Source organism: Bradyrhizobium sp. CCBAU 53338 (assembly GCF_015291665.1).
In the GTDB taxonomy this organism is placed as follows: Bacteria; Pseudomonadota; Alphaproteobacteria; order Rhizobiales; family Xanthobacteraceae; genus Bradyrhizobium.
This window is the reverse complement of the sequence record NZ_CP030048.1, coordinates 1-20,078: the sequence shown is the minus strand read 5'-3', so window position 1 is coordinate 20,078 and position 20,078 is coordinate 1. Positions and strand designations below refer to the sequence as shown.

Below are 20,078 nucleotides of genomic sequence, written 5' to 3'. Positions count from 1 at the left end.
ACTATTGCCGCCCCAGCTCCGTCGCCTTCGCCACGCGATCGAACCGCTCCAGCGTCATGATCGCGTCGGCGAACTTGTCGGCCCGTGCATTCAGCACGGGCCGCGCCAGCGTCAGGAACTTCTGCTGCATCGCCTGTGCGTCGGGGAAGGACGTCGGCTCTCCGGATGGATCGGCGTAGAGCCGCTCATGTACACCGTCTTCAGTGGTGATGCTGACGCGCGCGCCGAAGGGATGGGTACGGCCGATCTCGAGCCGGTCGTCCTGCACCACGTCGAACTTGTCGGCGAGCGCGTCGATGGCGGCATCGCCGAGCCTGGCGTAATCGTCCCAGCCGAACGAGCCCTGGTCGAGCGCGAGCGCGCCGGTGAAGAACATCGAGAACTGGCCGCCGACGATCGAGGTCGGATGCCGCTTGGTGGCGGCATCGCCTGTCAGCGTGATGCCGTTGCGATGCAGGCCGATCTCGACGCGCTTGACCTGGTCGGGCGTCAGATTGTGCTCGCGCCGCATCGCGATCAGGGCGTCGATCGCAGCATGGGTGTAGCGGCAGCTCGGATACGGTTTGACGCCGATCTTCATGGTTTCATAGGTCTTGCCGAGCCCGGCGACGGCCTTGTCGGGATGCGCGTCATCGGTGTAGCCGGCGAGCAGGCCGTGCTTGCCCTCGACCGATTCCGTCGCGCCGACGAAATCGTTGCGCGCCAGCGTCGCGGCGATCACGCCGTTCATCGCGGCAGCGCCGACCTGGTAGCGCTTGTTCCAGGCGCCGTTCATCAGAAATTGCAGCGAGCCTGCGGCCTGGCTGCCGGCGACGCCGAAGGCGGCGATGATCTGCGGCTCGGTGAGGCCGAACAGTTTGGCCGCCGCTGCGGCCGAACCATAGGTGCCGGCCGTCGCGGTCGGGTGGAATCCGCGCGCATAATGCGAGGTCGGGTCGAGCGCGTTGCCGAGCCGGCAGCAGACCTCGTAGCCCGCAACGATCGCCGTCAGCACGTCGCGGCCCGAAGCGCCGACCATCTCGCCGACGGCAAACGCGGCCGGAACCACCGGCGCGCTGGGATGCAGCGAGGAATCGGCGTGGGTATCGTCGAAATCGAGGGAATGGCCGAGTGCGCCGTTGAGCAAAGCGGCGACCGCCGGCGTCCAGGTCTTGCTGTCGCCGAACACGGTGGAATCGCCCTTGGTGTCGAGCGAGAGCGCTTCCAGCATCTTCAGCAGCGACGGGGTGGATTCCGCCTCGCTCCGCGCCCGGATGGCGCTGCCCAGGAAATCCAGCGTCAGCACCTTGGCGCGATCCAGCACCTCCGCCGGAATATCGGCGAATTTCAGGTTGGCGACATAGGCGGCGAGCGTTGCGGTTTCGTGGGCCATCGTGTTTCCTCGTTTTGGCCGGCAAGTTAGGCGGGCTGATTTTGCCTTTCAAGCGGCCTTGGGGCCGCGGGCATCAGCTATGCTCTTGGCTGGTGGGATGAGGATGGGTCCGGGACATCAGACGATGATTTCAGCAAGACAGTTGTTCGACCGTGTCTGGTCGCGCAGGACGCAGCTGGGGCTGGCGGTCCGGGTCACGGTCGCGGCCACCGCGGCCTACGCACTCGCCACCGCGCTGCATCTGTTGTTGCCGCTCTGGGCCGTGCTGACGTCGATCATCGTCACCCAGATGAGCGTCGGCCGTTCGTTGAAGGCGACGCGCGATTACATGCTCGGCACGATCGGCGGCGCCATCTATGGCGGCGCGATCGCGATCCTGATTCCCTATTCCAGCGAAGCGGGCCTGCTGGGACTGCTGGTGCTGGCCGTGGCGCCGCTGGCCTTCGTCGCATCGATCTACCCGAACCTGAGCTCCGCGACGGTGACGGCCGTGATCGTTCTGGTGCTTCCGAGCATGCATCATGCCGATCCCATGGCCTCGGCGATCGATCGTGTCAGCGAGGTTTCGGTCGGCGCGGTGACGGGGCTGCTCGTCTCCTTCCTGGTGCTGCCCTCGCGCGCGGTGCGGCAGATCCGCGCCAGCGCGGCGAAACTGCTCGATCTGATCGCGGAGGCCTTCAACGAATTGCTCGCCGGTCTTACGCGTGGCCGCGACAACGATGCGCTGCATCGGATCCAGGACGGCATCGGCACCGCCATGGTGGGCATGAATACCATCGGCGCGGAGGCCGAGCGCGAGCGTTCGGCGCTTCTGTCGAGCGGCCCCGACACCGGCCCCTTGCTGCGCACGATCCTGCGGCTGCGCCACGACGTCGTGATGATCGGCCGCGCCACCGTGGTGCCGCTGCCGGCCGAGGTGCAGGTCAGGCTCGCCAGCCCCCTGGCAGAGGTCAGCGCGGCGATCCTGCGTTTCCTGAAGTCGGCCGCCGATGCCCTTCGCGAAGGCGCCGGTGCGCCGCCGATCCATCCCGTGCATGTCGCGCTTCAGCATTACGCCGAGGCGGTCGCGGCCGTGCGCCAGGACGGCCTGATCCGCGGCCACACCGGCGACACCGCCGAACGCTTCTTCGCGCTCGGCTTCTCGCTCGAGCAGATGCACCAGAATCTCTGCGACCTCGACCGCGTCGTCGGCGAATGGTCGGAGGCGGCGGTGGACGGGCCGGTGAAGGTGGCCGAGTGACGTATTCGGATTGAGGGCGAAGCCATGTTTTCGACCTGGGTCTATGTCAGCACCAGTCTGCTCGGCGACAACGCTGATGGCGAGATCGCCAGCATCAGAAGCACGGCGGAAACGAGAAACGCAGAGCTTGGCCTCACGGGCGTGCTGATATTTTCCGGTCGCCACTTTGCCCAGTTTCTCGAAGGCCCCGACGAGAAACTTGCTACGATGAAGCTCTCGATTTGCAGGGATCGCAGGCACGCGGACGTCCGAACTCTGACGACTCCCAGCATCAAGCACCGCAGGTATGGGCGCTGGGCTTTGGCATATGCGGGACGGGCAACCGCAATAGACAGGGTTTTATCCGACGCCGTGCGCGCGCAAGACGTCAGAGAGTTGCTTGACTACATGGACCATTTTGTCGCGGGCACCGAGTAAGCGTCGATCAAGGTGCTAACGCTTCGCGAGACCCTTGCTTTGCAAGCGCCAGAGCAACAGATCGATGCGGTCCTGGCCGAAGAACGGCTCGTTCTCGAACACGAAGGTCGGCACGCCCCAATGGCCTGACGCCGCGTGGTCCTTTTCGTTCTCGGTGATCACCTGCTCATAGCGATCCAGGTCGGCGCTGATCGCCGCATCCATCGTGGCGAGATCGAACCCGGCCTTGTCGGCTGCCCGCGCGAGGTGATCGCCTTCGTTCCAGCCGGCAACCGAACCATCCCAGAGCACCGGCGCGATCGCTGATGTGAACGCGAGCGAGCGGCCGTCGAGCTGCGCCATCGCTCCCAGGCGCGTCAGGCGATGGATATAGGGCTGCTCTGCCGCGACATCGAGCGTCGTCATGTCCTGCACGATCGGGTCGGGCCGTGGAAAGCGGAACGGAATGCCGGCGTGCGCGGCGACACGGCGGGAGTCCAGCACGATGTAGCGTGCAAACTGCGGACTGGCCTTCTTGAAGAAACCGGGCACGCGAACCGCGATCGGATAGACCGGCCGCAGGTTGATCGCGAGATCATATTCCTCGACCAGCTTCAGCGTCCTCGGCAGCGCCAGATAGCTGTACGGGCTGCGAAAGGAGAAGAAGAGGTCGACGGACAGCGTCATCGCGCCGGCTCCAGGATGCATCCCATCATGCTGCGGGCCACCAGCTTGTGGAACGGCGTGATGAGCGTGAGGTAAGTCCGTCCGAGGAGATTGTTGGTCTTCACCAGAGTGGTCACGGTGACGTGGCGGAGCGGCGCTTCGCCGGCGACATCGACCACGATACGGAAATCGAGATGATAGTCGTCGAAGCCGGCGACCAGCCGCTCAGGCGTCTCGCTCACCACCGGAAACAAGCCGATCAGGCCGCCGGGCGCATGGGCGGCTTCACCCGATGTTTTCAAGCCGAAGGGTGTCACCAGAATGTTGCGCAAGCGGGTCAACCCGTCGATCCAGCGCGGCCCGTGCAGCACCATTCGGGTGCAGGCCTCGCGGGCGCTCAATTGCCTGGCGCCGACCTCTGCACGAAACGCATCGATAAACTGCGCCCCTGCCAGCACAGCGCCGGCATCGACATCGGGCGTGATTTCGCGAACGGATCCTGTCATCCCGCGATTTTGCGCGTCAGCATGCCAAAGCGCAAGATCAACAGGCCGGCATAGACGAACGATCCGATCGACAGCCCGATCCAGACGCCGACCGCGCCGAGGCCGGCATGGAAGGCCAGTACCCAGGCGATGGGGAAGCCGACGCACCAATAGCCTGTTGCTGCGAACACCAATGTCATCCTTGTGTCATTGATGCCGCGCAGTGCGCCGCCCATGATGGTCTGCAGCGCATCGGCGATGAAGAAGGTCGCACCGACAAGGAGAAGCGTCGCCGTCAGCTCGACCGTCGGCACGCTGGCCGCGCTGCTGCCGAAGAACAGCCGCCCGAGCTCATATCGGCCGAGGATGATGGCAATGGTCAGCGCCGATACGAACGCGATCCCGAGCACTGCCGCGACGAGGCCCGCACGCCGGACGCCGGCAGGATCCTCGCGGCCGAAAGCATGGCCGACACGCACCGTCGCGGCCATGCCGATGCCGAGCGGGATCATGAACAGCACGGCCGTGACCTGGAGCGCGATCTGATGCGCGGCCAACGCTGTGGTCGAGATCAGCCCCATCAGCAGCGCGGCCGAGGAGAACAGGCCGTATTCCAGCAGCAGCGAAAACGAGATCGGCGCGCCGATGGCGATCAGCTGACGCATCAAGGGCCAGTCGATCCGCCAGAGGTGGGCGAGCGGACGGTAGTCGGCGAACGGCTTGCGCCACGCCGCAATGGCGAGTGCGGCGATGAAGGTGCCGAGATTGACCAGCGTGGTCCCAAGCCCCGCGCCGAACAGGCCGAGCTCCGGCAGGCCGAACAGGCCATGGATCAGGCAATAGACCAGCGCGAAATTCGCGGGGATCGCCGCCAGCGTGATCCACAGCGGCGCCTGTGGCCGGTTCACCGCGCTCATCATGCTGCGCAGCGCGATGAAGCCGAGCGCCGGCGCGATGCCCCAGGCGAGGCCATTCAGATAGCGCTGCGCCAGCGCGGCCGAATGCGGCGCCTGTCCGAGTGCCGTCAGGATGTGCTCGCCATACAGCGGCGAGGCCATCATCGGCAGTGAAATGAGGAACGCGACCCACAGGCCGACGCGCAGGGAGCGGCGAATGCGCCTGATGTCGCCGGCGCCGAACGCCTGGGCTGCCAGCGGCGACACCGCAGCCATCAGGCCGAGCCCGAAGGTGAAGCTGACGAAATAGACGGTGTGCGCAAGTGCCGCAGCGGCGACCGAATCCTCGCCGAGGCGCCCGATCAGCGCGAGATCGCTCGTGACCATCGCGATCTGTCCGAGCTGCGTCAGCATCATCGGCACGGCCAGCCGCAACGTCTCGACGAATTCCTGCGCGAGATGGCCTTGTACGCCGGCTTGCCCCGGCTGTTGTGGTTGGACCGTGTCGAGCATGTTGGCTGCAATAGCACAGCAGGGCGACGAAAACATGGCCCTCGGTTTCTTACCCTCTCCCCTTGTGGGAGAGCGTGGCTCGCCGCGTAGCGGCGAGACGGGTGAGGGGTATGTCTCAACAGATACGATCTAGGAGAGAACCCCTCATCCGGCGCTTCGCGCCACCTTCTCCCACAAGGGGAGAAGGAAAAAAGACGGTCCTAACCGGCTACATGGGTAACAGAATAGACCGGCGACATGGGTAACAGGTCAACTGTCGGCAGGGAGGACCCTGCCGATGGGTTGGAAGGAGACCTGTGCCGTGGAAGAGCGGATGCGCTTTATGGTGGCGGTTGAGAAGGGCGAGGAGTCGTTTGCCGCGATCTGCCGGCGGTTCGATGTAAGCCGCCGGATTGGATACAAGTGGCTGGCGCGCTTCGAAGAGGAAGGGGTTGCCGGTCTGCTCGACCGTTCGCGAGCGCCGGCGCATCATCCGCAAGCAATTGTCCCGAAGGTCGCGGAGCGCTGCCTCGAGGTGCGTCGGGCACATCCGACCTGGGGGCCGAGGAAGGTTCGGGCCTATTTGAAGCGCGCCGCGCCCAAAACGGCTTGGCCGGCGACGAGCACGATCGGGGAGCTGTTCGACCGCGAGGGGTTGACGGTGAAGCGCAAGCTGCGCCGGCGTAGCCCGCCATCGAGTGCGCCGTTTGCCGGTTGCGAGGCCGCCAACGACGTCTGGTGCATCGACTTCAAGGGTTGGTTCCTGACCGGCGACGGCAAGCGGTGTGAACCGCTGACGTTGACCGACGCTCATAGCCGCTACCTGTTGCGCTGCCAGGCCCTCTCCCGGACGGATACCGACCATGTCTGGCCGGTGCTGGATGCGGCCTTCCGCGAGTTCGGGCTGCCCCGTTACCTGCGGTCGGACAACGGCTCTCCCTTTGCGTCGACCGGCGCGGGCGGGCTGTCGCAACTGTCGGTGAAACTGATCAAGGCCGGCGTGACGCCGGAACGCATTGCCCCGGGCAAGCCGCAGCAGAACGGCCGTCACGAGCGCATGCATCTCACTCTGTTGCAGGATGTGGCCAATCCGCCGGCGCACAGCATGCGCGAACAACTGAAGCGACTACGCAGCTTCCAGCGGCTCTACAACGAAGAACGTCCGCACCAGTCACTCGACGATGCGACGCCGGCCGAGCGCTATCGAGCTTCACCGCGACGCTTCGACGGCATCCTGCGCTCGCCGGAGTATGGAGATCGGGAGGTGCGCCGGGTTCGGCACAACGGAGAGATCAAACTCGACGGCAAGTTCATCTACATCACCGCAGCTCTGGCGGGTGAGCCGGTCGGCCTGGCTGAAGCTGAAGATGGCTGGATAGTCAGCTACGGCCCGATCACGCTCGGCACCATCGCTCACCATGCAGACGAACTGCGACGCCCTAAACGCAAAGGCCGTGGACTTGGGGACAACGCTGCGCGTTGCCCCCAGGGTCCACAGCCCCAACAACAACAGACCTGAACGAAACGAGAATTGTGTTACCCATGTCGTCGGTTTGATCTGTTACCTATGTCGCCGGTTGCTCAAGACCCCTTCACCCCTTCCGCTCCGGCACGCGGCGGATCTTCGCGCCCAGCGCGTTCAGGCGTTCGTCGATGCGCTCATAGCCGCGCTCGATCTGGTCGGCGTTGTTGATGGTGGAGGTACCCTCGGCGCACACGGCGGCGAGCAGCATCGCCATGCCGGCGCGGATGTCCGGCGAACTCAGCGTCGCGCCGTGCAGCCGGCTGGGGCCCGCGATGATCGCGCGATGCGGATCGCAGAGCACGATGCGCGCGCCCATCCCGATCAGCTTGTCGACGAAGAACATCCTGGACTCGAACATCTTCTCGAACATCAGGATCACGCCTTCGCATTGCGTCGCGGTGACGATCGCGATCGACATCAGATCGGCCGGGAAGGCCGGCCAGGGCTGGTCTTCCAGCTTCGGCACGTGGCCGCCGAAATCGTCCTGGATCTTCAGCGTCTGGTTCGACGGCACGATGAGATCGTCGCCCTCGACGCGGCAGACGATGCCGAGCCGCTCGAAACCCATGCGGATCGAGCGCAAATGCTCGACGCCGGCACGAACAATACGAAGCGGCGAGCGCGTCACGGCGGCGAGGCCGATCAGCGAGCCGACCTCGATATGGTCGGGCTGGATCCGGTAGGTCGCAGCACCGAGCGTCGCCGGGCCATGGATGACCATGGTGTTGGTGCCGATGCCCTCGATCCTCGCGCCGAGCGCGGCCAGGAAATTGGCGAGGTCCTGCACATGCGGCTCGGACGCCGCGTTGCGCAGATAAGTGACGCCGTCGGCGGCGACGGCGGCGACCAGCGCGTTCTCGGTCGCCGTGACGCTCGGCTCGTCCAGGAACACGTCGGCGCCGGTGAGCTTGGGGCAGCGGAATTCGAGCCGGTCGGTCGCGGTGACCTTGGCACCGAGCTGCTCCAGCGCCAGCACGTGGGTGTCGAGCCGGCGCCGGCCGATCACGTCGCCGCCCGGCGGCGGCAGCATCACCTCGCCGCAGCGGGCGAGCAGGGGACCTGCCAGCAGGATGGAAGCGCGGATGCGGACGCAGAGCTCGGGATCGAGATCGGCGGCGCGGATGCTCTTGGCGTGGATGTGAAGCGTGTTGCGGGCGGTCCATTCCGCAGATGCACCGACCGAGCGGATCAGCTCGACCAGCGTCTCGGTGTCGCGGATCCGCGGCACGTTCTCCAGCGTCACCGGATGTTCGGTGAGGAGTGCGGCTGCAATGATCGGAAGCGCAGAATTCTTGTTGCCGGCCGGCTCGATCGAGCCCGAGAGCCGGTGACCGCCCTCGACGATGTATTGGATGGGCGCCACTTGGATCTCTCCGTCCTGTAGGGTTGGGGCGGGCTGCTTTGGAGGCGGAAACTACCGAGAATTGTGGGCGGTAGCAATTCAGGCTTGATGGTCACCACGAAGAAGGTGCGCTCCATCTCTCGCTTGCGGGGGAGGGGGCGCTTCCGCGGCGGGATTGCCGAGATTTAGAGAAAACATCCCCGCGAGGAGAAAGCCCTCACCCGCCGCGCGCGGGACGATGCTTCGCATCGCCCGGGGCCCATCGGCCTCTCCCGCAAGCGGAAGAGGCGAAGCAAGCCTCAAATATCGATCGTCGCGCTCAGCGAATGCTCCTGAATGAAATCGCGGCGCGGTTCGACCACGTCGCCCATCAGCTTGGTGAAGATGTCGTCGGCCTCGTCGACCTCCTTGACCTTTACCTGGAGCAGCGAGCGCACGTCAGTGTCGAGCGTGGTCTCCCACAGCTGCTCGGGGTTCATCTCGCCCAGGCCTTTGTAGCGCTGCAGCGTGATGCCTTTGCGCCCGGAGTCGGTGACCGCCTCGAACAGGTCGGACGGGCCGTGCACCACGTGCTCGCTGTCCTTGCGCCGCAGCTTGCCGGAGCGGGCATAGACGTCCTGGAGCTTTGGCGCGTACTCGTCGAGCTTGCGGGCTTCGGCGGAGCCGAGCAGCGCGTCGTCGATGATGGCGGCTTCCTTGACGCCGCGCACGGTGCGCTCGAACAGGAAGCCCTGGCCCTCGATGAACTGCCCGACCCAGCCGCGCTCGACCTCCTCGGCCTGGCTGTCCAGCCGGGTCGCGATGTACTGCGCCGCGGCCGTGGCGTTCTCGGGGTTGCCGTAGACCGACTTATTCAGCACGCCGGTGATGGCGGCCTGCTCGACGACCTTGCGGTTGTAGCGGCTGTGCAGATTGCGCAAAATGCTGCGGACAACACGGGCATCATCCACCAGCGCGCGCAGATCGCGGCCGGACCGGTCGCCGCCGGTGCCGGGGATGTACACGCAATCGTCAAGGCCGGCGTCGATCAGATAATCCTCCAGCGCACGCTCGTCCTTCAGGTACTGCTCGGACTTGCCTCTGCTGACCTTATAGAGCGGCGGCTGGGCGATATAGAGATAGCCGCCATCGATGATGTCGGGCATCTGCCGGTAGAAGAACGTCAGCAGCAGCGTACGGATGTGGGCGCCGTCGACGTCGGCGTCCGTCATCACGATGATCTTGTGGTAGCGCAGCTTGTCGATCGAGAATTCGTCGCCGATACCGGTGCCGAGGGCGGTGATCAACGTGCCGATCTGCTCACTCTTCAGCATGGTGTCGGAACGAACGCGTTCCACGTTGAGGATCTTGCCGCGCAGCGGCAGCACCGCCTGGAATTCGCGGTTGCGCCCTTGCTTGGCGCTGCCGCCTGCCGAGTCACCCTCGACGATGAAGAGCTCGGATTTTTCCGGATCCTTTTCCTGGCAGTCGGCGAGCTTGCCGGGCAGCGAGGACACCGAGAGCGGGCTCTTGCGCGTCAGCTCGCGCGCCTTTCGCGCGGCTTCGCGGGCAGCGGCGGCCTGGATCACCTTGCCGACGATCATCTTGGCTTCGCTCGGATGCTCCTCGAACCAGGCCTGGAGCGCCTCGTTGAGGACGTTCTCGACCACGGGACGCACTTCCGAGGACACCAGCTTGTCCTTGGTCTGCGACGAGAATTTCGGGTCCGGCACCTTCACCGAGAGCACGGCGGTCAAGCCTTCGCGGCAGTCGTCGCCGGTCAGCGCGACCTTTTCCTTCTTCGCGTTGGCTTCGGCATAGCCGGTGACCTGGCGCGTCAGCGCGCCGCGGAAGCCGGCGAGATGGGTGCCGCCGTCACGCTGCGGGATGTTGTTGGTGAAGCACAGCACGTTCTCATGATAGCTGTCGTTCCACCACAAGGCGGCCTCGACGCCGATGCCGTTGGCTTCGGCGCGCACCATGATCGGCTTGGGCACCAGGGCCGTCTTGTTGCGGTCGAGATATTTGACGAACTCCTCGACGCCGCCGGAATAATACATCTCCTCGCGCTTTTCGACCGCGTGACGCATGTCGGACAGCGCGATGTTGACGCCGGAATTGAGGAAGGCGAGCTCGCGCAGCCGGTGCTCGAGCGTCGCGAAATCATACTCGATGTTCTTGAAGGTCTCGGACGAGGCCAGGAACGTCACCTCGGTGCCGCGCCGTCCCGGCGCATCGCCGACCACTTTCAGCGGTGCGACCGCATCGCCATGGGCGAACTCGATGTAGTGCTCCTTGTCGTCGCGCCAGATGCGCAAGCCCAGCTTGCTCGACAGCGCGTTGACGACGGAGACGCCGACGCCGTGCAGACCGCCGGAGACCTTGTAGGAGTTCTGGTCGAACTTACCGCCGGCGTGCAGCTGGGTCATGATGACCTCGGCCGCAGAGATGCCTTCGCCCTTGTGGATGTCGACGGGAATGCCGCGGCCGTCGTCGCGCACACTGACGGAATTGTCGGCATTGAGCACGACGTCGACGCGCGTGGCGTGGCCCGCCAGCGCTTCGTCGATGGCGTTGTCGACGACTTCGTACACCATGTGATGGAGGCCCGAGCCGTCATCGGTGTCGCCGATATACATGCCGGGGCGCTTTCGGACGGCATCGAGCCCCTTGAGCACGCGGATCGATTCCGCGCCGTATTCGCTCGCGGTGGAGGGCTCGTTTTCGGCAGGCGTCTGCCGAGCAGGTTCTGTCATGAGAGGCCTTCGAGATGTCGCCCGAATCAGCCGCGCAGAAGGCGCTGATTTGCAGGCTATTTGTGCCATGAAAGAGGGCTAGCGCCTAGCGCAAACTATCTTCCGGCAACCCTTTGAGGAAATGGGGTTTTTGAGCCCGATTTCAAGGCGTCCGAAGGCCGATTCCGGGGCTCGTCCAAAGCCCGATTCGAGAGCTCGTTTTTGGCCCTCGAAGACGTGGATTTTGCGGGGGTGCAGACGCTCGTCCGGGGCGCTGTGGTGCCCCGGAACAGGCCAAGGGGTTCAGTAGATCTGGGACGGCTTCTTGTCGTCGCTGAGGCCCCAGGCCTCGCCTGCCGCCAGGGTGACGGTATCGGCGCGCAGCAGAAGGCCCCACGCGCGCAGCTCGTAGGGATATGTGCCCGGCGGCAGATCCAGCACTTGTGGATGATTTTCGCCACCAGCGATCTCGATGGTTTGATCGTTGATGACAAGCGAAGCCGCGTTCGGCCTGAGATAGCCGAATATAAGCCGAGCTTGTCCTGGTGTCGGCAGGAAGTTGGCCTTGGCCGCGGTCTCTGTATTCCGCTGCACCAGGTCGATCGTGGTTTCGCCCTTGGCGCGGTCGAGCGTCATCATGCCCGGCCCCTTCGGGGAGGCGAAGACGAGCAACGCCCGATCGGCGGCGACCATCGCGCCATCAGGCTTTTCCCGCCAGCCGCGCTTTGCGAGCTCTGCGCGGTAGAAGGCGAGCACGTCGCTGAGCTCCGCGGGCACCTGGGCTTTGAGCTCGATCCGAAGCGGGACTTCGATGCCGGACGCGTGGGAGGTGCTAAAACTCGAGTGACTGGCTCGCGTCGGCACGGGCAGGTCGGCGTGGGGGTCTGCTGCGGTCAGCGGTTCTTGCGAACAGCCCGAGAGAAGCATGAGGCCGCAAACCAACAGCCGCCACCGTGCCGGGAGCTTCGTCCCGCGCCCTGCCGTTGCCATGCCCACTCTCCTGGATGTCGCGCCTCGTGATCTCCGCGCGATGCAGCGGCCGCGACACGGTCGCCGCCTCTCGACGACTAGTCGTCCCACGAACCGGATGGGTTCAACCTGGCCGTCACAGGCAACGGCTGCGGGATCAATACATCTGCAACGGCAGCACTTCGCCGGTCGGCCCCACCATCAAGCCCCAGGCGTCGCCCGCGGCGACCTCGATCGTGTCGCTGCGGACCGGGCGGCCGGCCACCTTCAGCGAATATTGGTACCTGCCCGGCGGTACATCGAGCATGGGGCCCTTCGGCGACTGAGGACCGCCTGCGCCAGCGACGATCTTGACGGTCTGCTTGTTGATGGTGATCTGCGCGTCCTGACCGCCCATATTGCCGAGCAAGAGCTTTGCCTGACCCGGTTTCGGCATGATGTCCGCCTTGGTCGCGGCTTCAGGGTTCTTCTGCACGAGGTTGACCGAAGTTTCGCCGTTGGCGCGGCCAAGCTTCAGCATCGCCGGTCCCTGCGGGGACGCGAAGGCGAGCTGGACGCGATCGGCGGTCGTCACCGCGCCTTCAGGCTTCTCCTGCCAACCGAGTTTTTTCAGCTCGGTGCGATAGAAGGCAAGCACGTCGCCGAGTTCGGCCGGGACGCTGGCTTCGAGCTCGCGGCGGAACGGCGCCTCGATGCCGGGCAGTTTTGCCGTGCCAAGCGAGGTCGAGCTGTGTTGCTTCGGCACGGGCAGTGCAGAGTCAGGATCCGCCTCCAGCAAGCCGGACGCCTTGGCCTGCGCGCTAGCCGCATCGCGGCTCGCTGAGGCGGCCTTGGAGCCAGGATTGGCTGCGGCCATCTTGAGGCCCGAGCCATCGGCGCTGACATTCACCTTCGGCCCCATCTGCATCACTGTGAACGAGATCGATTTGCCGCCCCTGGCGAACTCCAGGACAGCCATGTTCGGCTGGTTGATCACCGACGGCTGCTCCTTCCAACCCGCCTGCTTGAGCGATGAGCGGTAGAACGTGGCGAGAGCCTTGACGCTTGATGTGGTGGTGAATTCGAGCCGGCCGCCGGCGCCATCGAAATCCACCTCCTGTGCATTTTCCGGCAGCGGCACCGGCGTGGTGCTCCCGGCCTGCGCCTGCAGCGGCGTATCCGAGAGTGCGGTGGCTTGTACCTTGCGACGGGCCGCGTCCTCGGCGAGCACCTGCTTCGTCATCGCCTCCGCGTCCTTCATGAATTGCTCGTCGGCATCCTTCTTCGCCTTGGCGCGGGCGGCGAGCACGCTCTCCTTCACCTGCGCGGTCAAATGCACCATCGTGAAATCGTATTTGCGCCCCAAGTGCAGCACGCCGTTTTCCTCGGGCGAGGAGAATTTCAGCGCGACTTCATCTCCCGGGGCAAGCGGCGCGCTTCCCTGTTCGGTCCAGCCGCGCGCGGCAAATTCGCGATGGTAGAAGGCGAGCACGGCGGGCAGATCGGCAAGGGCCGCGACGATCAGCTCGCGCGTTGCGGTTTGGGCGTTGCCTCGTCCGGAGGATGATTTGAACGGCTTCGGCTCCGGCAGGCCAGCCGCATCGCCCGCCTCGAGATCGGTGGGCAGTGCGAACGGCGCGACCCTGATGTCGACATTGGTGCGTGCGTCGTCACGGCGGGTCAGGGTCAGCATCACCGGCTTCTGCTTGTAGAATTGCGTCGAATCGCCATCGGGGTGGTCGAAGAAGGCGCGGACGCCGTTCGGGATTGGCGCGCTCAGGTCTGCGTTCGGCCAGCTTGCGGCTGTTTCGGGCGTGAGCTTGCGCCAGCCGATCGCGGCCATTTCCTTGAGGTAGAACGCCACCGTCGCATCGAACGCGCTGGGCGCGATGCAGCCGAGATAGGGCCGCGTCTCGTCGAACACGAGATCAACGGCGCCTTCGGGGAACGGCACGTTCGAATAGATCCGGTTTGGCGAGTAGGTGACCGCGGATTGATCGGGACGGCCGAGGCCCTGCGTGAAGGAAACCGACAGTCCCTGCCGCCCCTTCTTGAAGGCGAGATTGGTGTTGGTCTCGTCGAGCGGGCGGACATAGGACACCCAGCCCTCAGTGCTGAGCATCTTCTTCACCGCAGCTGCCGTCACGGCGACCACGGTCGGTACGCCGTATTGCACCCGGTAGGGATCGGGGCGCGAGGTGTCCTCGATCGCGCCTGGCAGCATCGGCACCGCGTGAGGATCGACATAGCCGGCGTCGAATTGCGCCGCGTGCGCGGTGCTCGCCGTCAGCAGAACGCCGCATGCAAGCAGCAGCCCACGTGCCGGGACCTGCATCCCGCGCTTGGTCATCGACATCGGCAAATCTCCTGGATTTCGCGGGAATCGGCGCGGCCCAGACAGCTAGTCGTTGATGGAGCCGGACAGGTTCAACGGCGGTATCCCGCGGCGCGCGCTCAATACAGCTGCAGCGGCGACCACAAATCGCCTTCGGGACCGACCGTGACCTCCCAGGCATCGCCGGCCGCGATCTCGATCGTCGTGTCGCGGTCCGGACCGCCGGCGATCTTCAACGCGTATGAATATTTGCCGGGCGGCATGTTGAACAGCGGCGCCTCGGGGCGCTCCTTGCCTGCGCGAGCCGGAAGCGTGACGGTATGGTGGTCGAGCGTGAGCACGGCTTCCTTGTCGCCAAGATTGGTGAACATCAGTGCCGCGCGGCCGGGCCGCGGCATCACATGCGCCATGGTCGCGGCCTCCTTGTTTCGCTGCACCAGATTGACGAGGGTGCTCTCGTCCTTGCGGTCAAGCGCCAGCGCCGCCGGCCCCAGCGGCGTGACGAAGGCGAGCCGGACGTGATCGCTGGCGATCACGGCGCCGTCGCGCTGCTCCTGCCAGCCGAGCTTGCCGAACTCGGCGCGGTAGAAGGTGAGCACGTCGCCGAGCTGCGCGGGGATGCGCGCCGTGAGCTTGGTCCGCAGCGGAACCCCGATGCCGAGCATTTTCGTGGTGCCGATCTCGCGATAGCTGGTCCGCGTCGGGGCGGGCAGGGCGGCATCGGGATCCGGCGTGAGCGCCGACGAGAACAGCGGCGGCAGATGCGGCATCCAGCCGGTTGCGCTTGCGGCGGCGAGGCCGCTTGCGAGCAGGGCGAGGCCGCACACGAACAGCCGCCATCGTGCCGGGGCTTTCGCCCCTCGCCTTACCGTCATCATGGCTTCTCTCCAGGGATATCGCGCGTGTCGTTCGCGCGATCGCAACGGCTGCGACACCGCCAGCAGCGGCCTCACAGTCCTAGTCGCGGCCCGGTTAGGCCGGGTTCAACGCATCAGGCTATCGCCGGGCGGAAACGCGTCCGCTCTCGACGTCAAACACTTCGCCGCCCGCGCCGATCTCGGCAAACGCGGCCGGGTCCGCGCCGGTCAGCCACACCTGCGCGCCGAGCTTGCGCAGCTCGTCGAACAGCGCGGCGCGCCGGTTGGGATCGAGATGGGCGACGACCTCGTCGAGCAGCAGCAGCGGCACGATGCCGGTCATCTCGGCGACCAGCGTCGCATGCGCCAGCACGAGGCCGATCAGCAGCGCCTTCTGCTCGCCGGTCGAGGCATCACGCGCGGGCATGCTTTTTGGCGCATAGATCACCTGGAGATCGGTGAGATGCGGGCCGTCGGTGGTGCGGCCGGCAATCGCATCGCGCGGGCGGTTGTCACGCAGGATCTGGCGGTAACGGTCCTCGACCGACGTCGCGGTCTCGGTCAGCAGCGCGTTCTCCATCCAGCCGTCGAGCGCGATCTGTGCCGATGGAAACGCGGATCGTTGCGCACGCGCGTCGAGCATGCCGGCGAGCCGCGCCGCGGTCTGGCCGCGCGTTGCGGCGACTGCGACCGCGAGCTCGGCGGTCTCGCGCTCGATCGCGTCACACCAATGGTCGTCGTAATTGCGGGTCTCGAGCAGGCGGTTGCGCGAACGCAGCGAACGTTCGAGCGCGTTGATGCGGCTGGAATGCTCGCTGTCGATCGCCAGCACCAGGCGGTCGAAGAAGCGCCGCCGCTCGGACGCACCGCCCATGAACAGCCCGTCCATCGCCGGCGTCAGCCACACCATGCGGATGTGGTCGCCGAAGGCGGCCGCCGAATTCACCGGTTCGCGGTCGATGCGGCAGCGGCGGTTGACCGCAGCGTCCGCGCGCGGCGGCTCGATGCCGGTGCCGAGCGTGGCGAGGCCCAGCGCGCCCTCGACCTGGGCGGAGACTGCCCAGGACCCGTCGCCCTGGTTGTCGGCGACATCCTCCAGCGTCGCGCGCCGCAAGCCGCGGCCCGGCGACAGGAACGAGATCGCCTCGATGCAATTGGTCTTGCCCGCCCCGTTCGGCCCGACCAGCGCCACCATGTCAGCCGCCGCCTCGAGCCCCGCCGCCCGATAGTTCCGAAAATGCGTCAGCGTCAGGCGATGAATGCGGGAGGGGGTCATGTGATGTTCGATGGAGGCGATTCTTCCCCTCTCCCCTTGTGGGAGAGGGTGGCGCCTCACGAAGTGAGGCGACGGGTGAGGGGTATGTTACCGCTGAGCGAGTTTTTCAAGGATATCCTCCAATACGGAAGCGGGCTGCTGTAACACGTCGTTGTTCCAATAGCGCAATGTCCAAAACCCTTCGGCGGCAAGCGCCGCCTCACGCGTCGCGTCTCCTTGCGATTCAGCGTGTTGACTTCCGTCGATCTCGATCACGAGAGACTTCTCGAAACAAACAAAGTCGAGAATGTAGTTTTTGAACGGCACCTGTCGGCGAAACTTGAAAGTGGAGAGCCGACGATCCCTCAGCAAACGCCACATTGCGGCTTCCGCATCGGTTGGCTCGTGCCGCATGTTCTTCGCGAATTGGCGGAGGCGCTTGGCGACTTGCCGATGAGACGGCTCCCGCGGCACGAACCCCTCACCTGACTGAGTGCGTATCCGCCAGCGGAGATGCCCTCTCCCACAAGGGGAGAGGGCACAACAACGTGCACCGCGCTTGTTGCGACGGGGAAAGCTGTCGTTTTACCCTCCCCCCTTGTGGGAGAGGGCATCGCTCCGCGAAGCCGGGTGAGGGGTTGTCTCCGCATAGACGGTGTCGCGAACGGAGCGGCACCTCCCTCACACCCGCATCGGCATCAGCACATACAGCGCGCTCTTGTCGTCGCGGTCCTGGACCAGGGTCGGCGAGCCGGGATCGGCGAGCCTCAGCGTTGCGACGTCGCCCTCGATCTGGGCGGCGATGTCGAGGAGGTAGCGGGAGTTGAAGCCGATATCGAGCGCGTCGGAGGCGTATTCGACCTCGAGCTCTTCGGTCGCGCTGCCGGAATCCGGATTGGTCACCGACAGCACCAGCTTGCCGGGCGACAGCGACAGTTTCACCGCGCGGCCGCGCTCGCTGGAGATGGTGGAGACGCGGTCGACCGCGTTCTCGAAATCCTTCTTGTCGACGACGAGCTCCTTGTCGTTCCCTTGCGGAATGACGCGGCCATAGTCTGGGAAGGTGCCGTCGATCAGTTTCGAGGTCAGCACGACGTTGCCGATCGTGAAGCGGATCTTGGCCTGCGACAGCTCGATCGTCATTTCGGCTTCGCTGTCCTCGATCAGCCGCTGCACCTCGCCGACGGTCTTGCGCGGCACGATGACGCCGGGCATGCCCTCGGCGCCCTTGGGCTGCACCAGGTCGAGCTGGGCGAGGCGGTGGCCGTCGGTGGCGACGCCGCGCAGGGTCGCGGCCTTCGCCGTGCCGGCGGCGTGCAGATAGATGCCGTTGAGATAATAGCGCGTTTCTTCGGTCGAGATCGCGAACTGGGTGCGGTCGATCAGCCGCTTGACGTCCTTGGCGGCGAGATTGAACGAATGCGAGAGATCGCCGGCGGCGAGGTCGGGGAAGTCGTTCTCCGGCAGCGTCTGCAGCGTGAAGCGCGAGCGGCCGGCGCGGATCGCCAGCACGGCGCGGTCGCCGTCGGCCTCCAGCACGATTTGCGAGCCGTCGGGCAGCTTGCGCACGATGTCGTAGAACATGTGCGCCGGCACGGTGGTCGAGCCGGCCGTGGCGGTCTCCGCCGGCAGCGTTTCCGTCACCTCGAGATCGAGGTCGGTCGCCTTCAGCGATAATTTCGCGTTCTCGGCGCGCACCAGCACGTTGCCCAGGATCGGAATCGTGTTGCGGCGTTCGACCACGCGGTGGACATGGCCCAGCGATTTCAGGAGTTGCGCGCGTTCGACCGTAACCTTCATTGCACTACTCGCCCGATCCCCAAAGATGGAAAAAGCCGGGCGGAGGACAGCGCGCCGCGGCACCGAAGACCCCGGAAGGCCGGGTCATCGAGCCGATATGACCAAAGCCGTCAGGGTCGCGCAAGGTGGCGCGGATGGCCCCGGGATTCAAGGGATCGGGGGCTGGTTCCCCACGATTTACAGCCAGAAATAAAGGGCGCCGCCCCGGCATGGCCGGGGCGGCGGGAGGTCGAGGAGGAGAACTCTAGGCGTTTATTCCTGAAGCTGGCGCTTGAGCGACTCGACCTCCTCGGACAGCGCGTTGTCCTTGGAGACGAGCGCCTCGATCTTGCGCACGGCATGCAGCACCGTGGTGTGGTCGCGGCCACCGAAGCGGCGGCCGATCTCGGGGAGCGAGCGCAGCGTCAGCGTCTTGGCGAGGTACATCGCCACCTGGCGCGGCCGCACCACATTGGCGGTCCGGCGCGAGGACAGCAGGTCCGAGCGGCTGACATTGTACTGCCGCGCCACCACGCGCTGGATGTCCTCGATCTTGATCCGCTTCGGCTCCGAGGGGCGGATCAGGTCGCGCACCTCGCGTTCGGCCATCTCCAGCGTCACCGGCTGGTTATTGAGTTTCGAGTGAGCCAGCAGCCGGTTGATCGCGCCTTCGAGGTCGCGGCCGTTATGGGTGATGGCGCGCGCCAGATAATGCAGCACCTCCTCGGGCACGTCGAAGGTGGCGTGATGGGTGCGGGCGGCTGCGACGCGCGACTTGAGAATGCCGTGGCGCAGCTCCTCGCCGAGCGAGCCCATCTCGACCACGAGACCGCCGGCCAGACGCGAACGGACGCGATCGTCCAGGCTTTCCAGATCTGACGGCGGACGGTCGGCCGCGATCACGACCTGACGGCCGGCATCGATCAGCGCGTTCAGCGTGTGACAGAACTCGGCCTGCGTCGACTTGCCCTGCAGGAACTGCAGGTCGTCGATCACGAGCACGTCGATGCCGCGCAGCGCTTCCTTGAAGGCCAGCGCCGTCTGCGTCTTCAGCGCGGCGACGAAGCCGTACATGAATTTTTCCGCGGTGAGATAAAGCACCTTGCGCTCGTTGCCGGAATTGCCGGCCCAGGTCACCGCCTGCAGGAGATGCGTCTTGCCGAGGCCGACGCCGGCATGAATGTAGAGCGGGTTGAACATCACGGGGTCGCCGCGGCGCCCTTCGGCGACCTGACGCGCGGCGGCATGCGCCAGCGTGTTGGAACGGCCGATGACGAAGCTCGCAAAGGTCAGGCGCGGATCGAGCGGCGAGCCGCCGAGCGCATCATGATTGGCGGACACGGGCGCGGTCGCGGTCGAGCGCAGCTCGGGCGCAGGCGCGCGGCGCGCTTCGACCGGCGCCGGCGCTTCCTTCGGCTGAACGACCGGGCGCACGGCGGAGCGAACGGTGAGATCGATGCGATGCACCTCCGGCATCTCGGCCTGCCAGCACGACAGCACGCGCTCGGCATAATGGGCCTGGATCCAGCTCTTCAGGAAGCGGGTCGGGACCGAGAGCCGCACGCTCTCCTCCTGTACGCCTTCGAGGTCCATGCGCGCAAACCAGCTCGTATAGACGTCTTCGCCGACGTTCGAGCGCAGCCGATTCTTCACGCGGGACCAGCGATCCTGTTCCGATGTCGTCATCATTTGAAAACTTTTCTCGAGAGATAAGGTTGCGTGGTGAACGCCATGCAGAGTTCCTGCCATGCATGGCGCGACCTCGAGCGAATCCAT

General features: G+C 65.6%; 16 protein-coding genes. 3 read left to right on the top strand and 13 right to left on the bottom strand.

All coding sequences use genetic code 11. The features are described 5' to 3' along the window. Position 1 precedes the first annotated feature (1 nt). A complete protein-coding gene (locus XH90_RS00080; protein WP_194478629.1) occupies positions 2-1,372 on the bottom strand; it encodes an MmgE/PrpD family protein in 1,371 nt (456 codons plus the stop codon). 124 nt (positions 1,373-1,496) lie between these two features. Between XH90_RS00080 and XH90_RS00075 the strand changes: the two genes are divergently transcribed. Further along, complete coding sequence (locus XH90_RS00075) at positions 1,497-2,612, top strand: aromatic acid exporter family protein (protein WP_194478628.1); 1,116 nt, start codon at positions 1,497-1,499, stop codon at positions 2,610-2,612. A gap of 24 nt (positions 2,613-2,636) precedes the next feature. After that, positions 2,637-3,029, top strand: a complete 393-nt coding sequence (locus tag XH90_RS00070; protein ID WP_194478627.1) for a BLUF domain-containing protein — start codon at positions 2,637-2,639, stop codon at positions 3,027-3,029. 15 nt (positions 3,030-3,044) lie between these two features. On the opposite strand, the gene XH90_RS00065 is transcribed toward XH90_RS00070, so the two are convergent. Genes XH90_RS00065 through XH90_RS00055 form a run of 3 tightly spaced genes read right to left on the bottom strand, consistent with a single transcriptional unit; the run spans position 3,045 to position 5,568 of the window. Further along, the gene (locus XH90_RS00065; RefSeq protein ID WP_194478626.1) at positions 3,045-3,695 is read right to left on the bottom strand and encodes a 2-hydroxychromene-2-carboxylate isomerase; all 651 of its coding nucleotides are present in this window, start codon (positions 3,693-3,695) and stop codon (positions 3,045-3,047) included. Continuing rightward, complete coding sequence (locus tag XH90_RS00060) at positions 3,692-4,180, bottom strand: DUF2867 domain-containing protein (protein WP_194478625.1); 489 nt, start codon at positions 4,178-4,180, stop codon at positions 3,692-3,694. Before XH90_RS00060 ends, XH90_RS00065 begins: the two co-directional genes overlap by 4 nt. Continuing rightward, the gene (locus tag XH90_RS00055) at positions 4,177-5,568 is read right to left on the bottom strand and encodes an MATE family efflux transporter (RefSeq protein WP_194478624.1); all 1,392 of its coding nucleotides are present in this window, start codon (positions 5,566-5,568) and stop codon (positions 4,177-4,179) included. Before XH90_RS00055 ends, XH90_RS00060 begins: the two co-directional genes overlap by 4 nt. Positions 5,569-5,845: 277 nt before the next feature. On the opposite strand from XH90_RS00055, the gene XH90_RS00050 reads away from it, so the two are divergent. Beyond that, entirely contained in the window at positions 5,846-7,066 is a 1,221-nt protein-coding gene (locus tag XH90_RS00050; RefSeq protein ID WP_371748261.1) for an integrase core domain-containing protein, read from the top strand. Between the two features lie 73 nt (positions 7,067-7,139). On the opposite strand, the gene murA is transcribed toward XH90_RS00050, so the two are convergent. The 9 genes from murA to dnaA all read right to left on the bottom strand — a co-directional run bounded on the left by murA (position 7,140) and on the right by dnaA (position 19,988). Continuing rightward, positions 7,140-8,435, bottom strand: a complete 1,296-nt coding sequence (murA, locus tag XH90_RS00045; protein WP_194478623.1) for a UDP-N-acetylglucosamine 1-carboxyvinyltransferase — start codon at positions 8,433-8,435, stop codon at positions 7,140-7,142. Positions 8,436-8,713: 278 nt separating this feature from the next. Next, positions 8,714-11,149, bottom strand: coding sequence for a DNA topoisomerase (ATP-hydrolyzing) subunit B (gyrB, locus tag XH90_RS00040; protein ID WP_194478622.1), 2,436 nt, complete (start codon positions 11,147-11,149; stop codon positions 8,714-8,716). 282 nt (positions 11,150-11,431) lie between these two features. After that, entirely contained in the window at positions 11,432-12,118 is a 687-nt protein-coding gene (locus tag XH90_RS00035) for a hypothetical protein (RefSeq protein ID WP_194482542.1), read from the bottom strand. 136 nt (positions 12,119-12,254) lie between these two features. Then, entirely contained in the window at positions 12,255-14,432 is a 2,178-nt protein-coding gene (locus tag XH90_RS00030; RefSeq protein ID WP_194478621.1) for a hypothetical protein, read from the bottom strand. 98 nt (positions 14,433-14,530) lie between these two features. Then, on the bottom strand, positions 14,531-15,289 hold the full coding sequence (locus XH90_RS00025; protein WP_194478620.1) for a hypothetical protein: 759 nt from the start codon (positions 15,287-15,289) through the stop codon (positions 14,531-14,533). Positions 15,290-15,407: 118 nt separating this feature from the next. After that, positions 15,408-16,544: a DNA replication/repair protein RecF gene (gene recF / locus XH90_RS00020; protein ID WP_194478619.1), complete on the bottom strand. Its 1,137-nt coding sequence runs from the start codon at positions 16,542-16,544 to the stop codon at positions 15,408-15,410. 87 nt (positions 16,545-16,631) lie between these two features. Then, positions 16,632-16,997, bottom strand: coding sequence for an endonuclease domain-containing protein (locus tag XH90_RS00015; protein ID WP_194478618.1), 366 nt, complete (start codon positions 16,995-16,997; stop codon positions 16,632-16,634). Positions 16,998-17,204: 207 nt separating this feature from the next. Further along, a complete protein-coding gene (dnaN, locus tag XH90_RS00010) occupies positions 17,205-18,323 on the bottom strand; it encodes a DNA polymerase III subunit beta (protein ID WP_194478617.1) in 1,119 nt (372 codons plus the stop codon). Between the two features lie 252 nt (positions 18,324-18,575). After that, positions 18,576-19,988, bottom strand: coding sequence for a chromosomal replication initiator protein DnaA (gene dnaA, locus XH90_RS00005; RefSeq protein WP_194482907.1), 1,413 nt, complete (start codon positions 19,986-19,988; stop codon positions 18,576-18,578). Positions 19,989-20,078 lie beyond the last annotated feature (90 nt).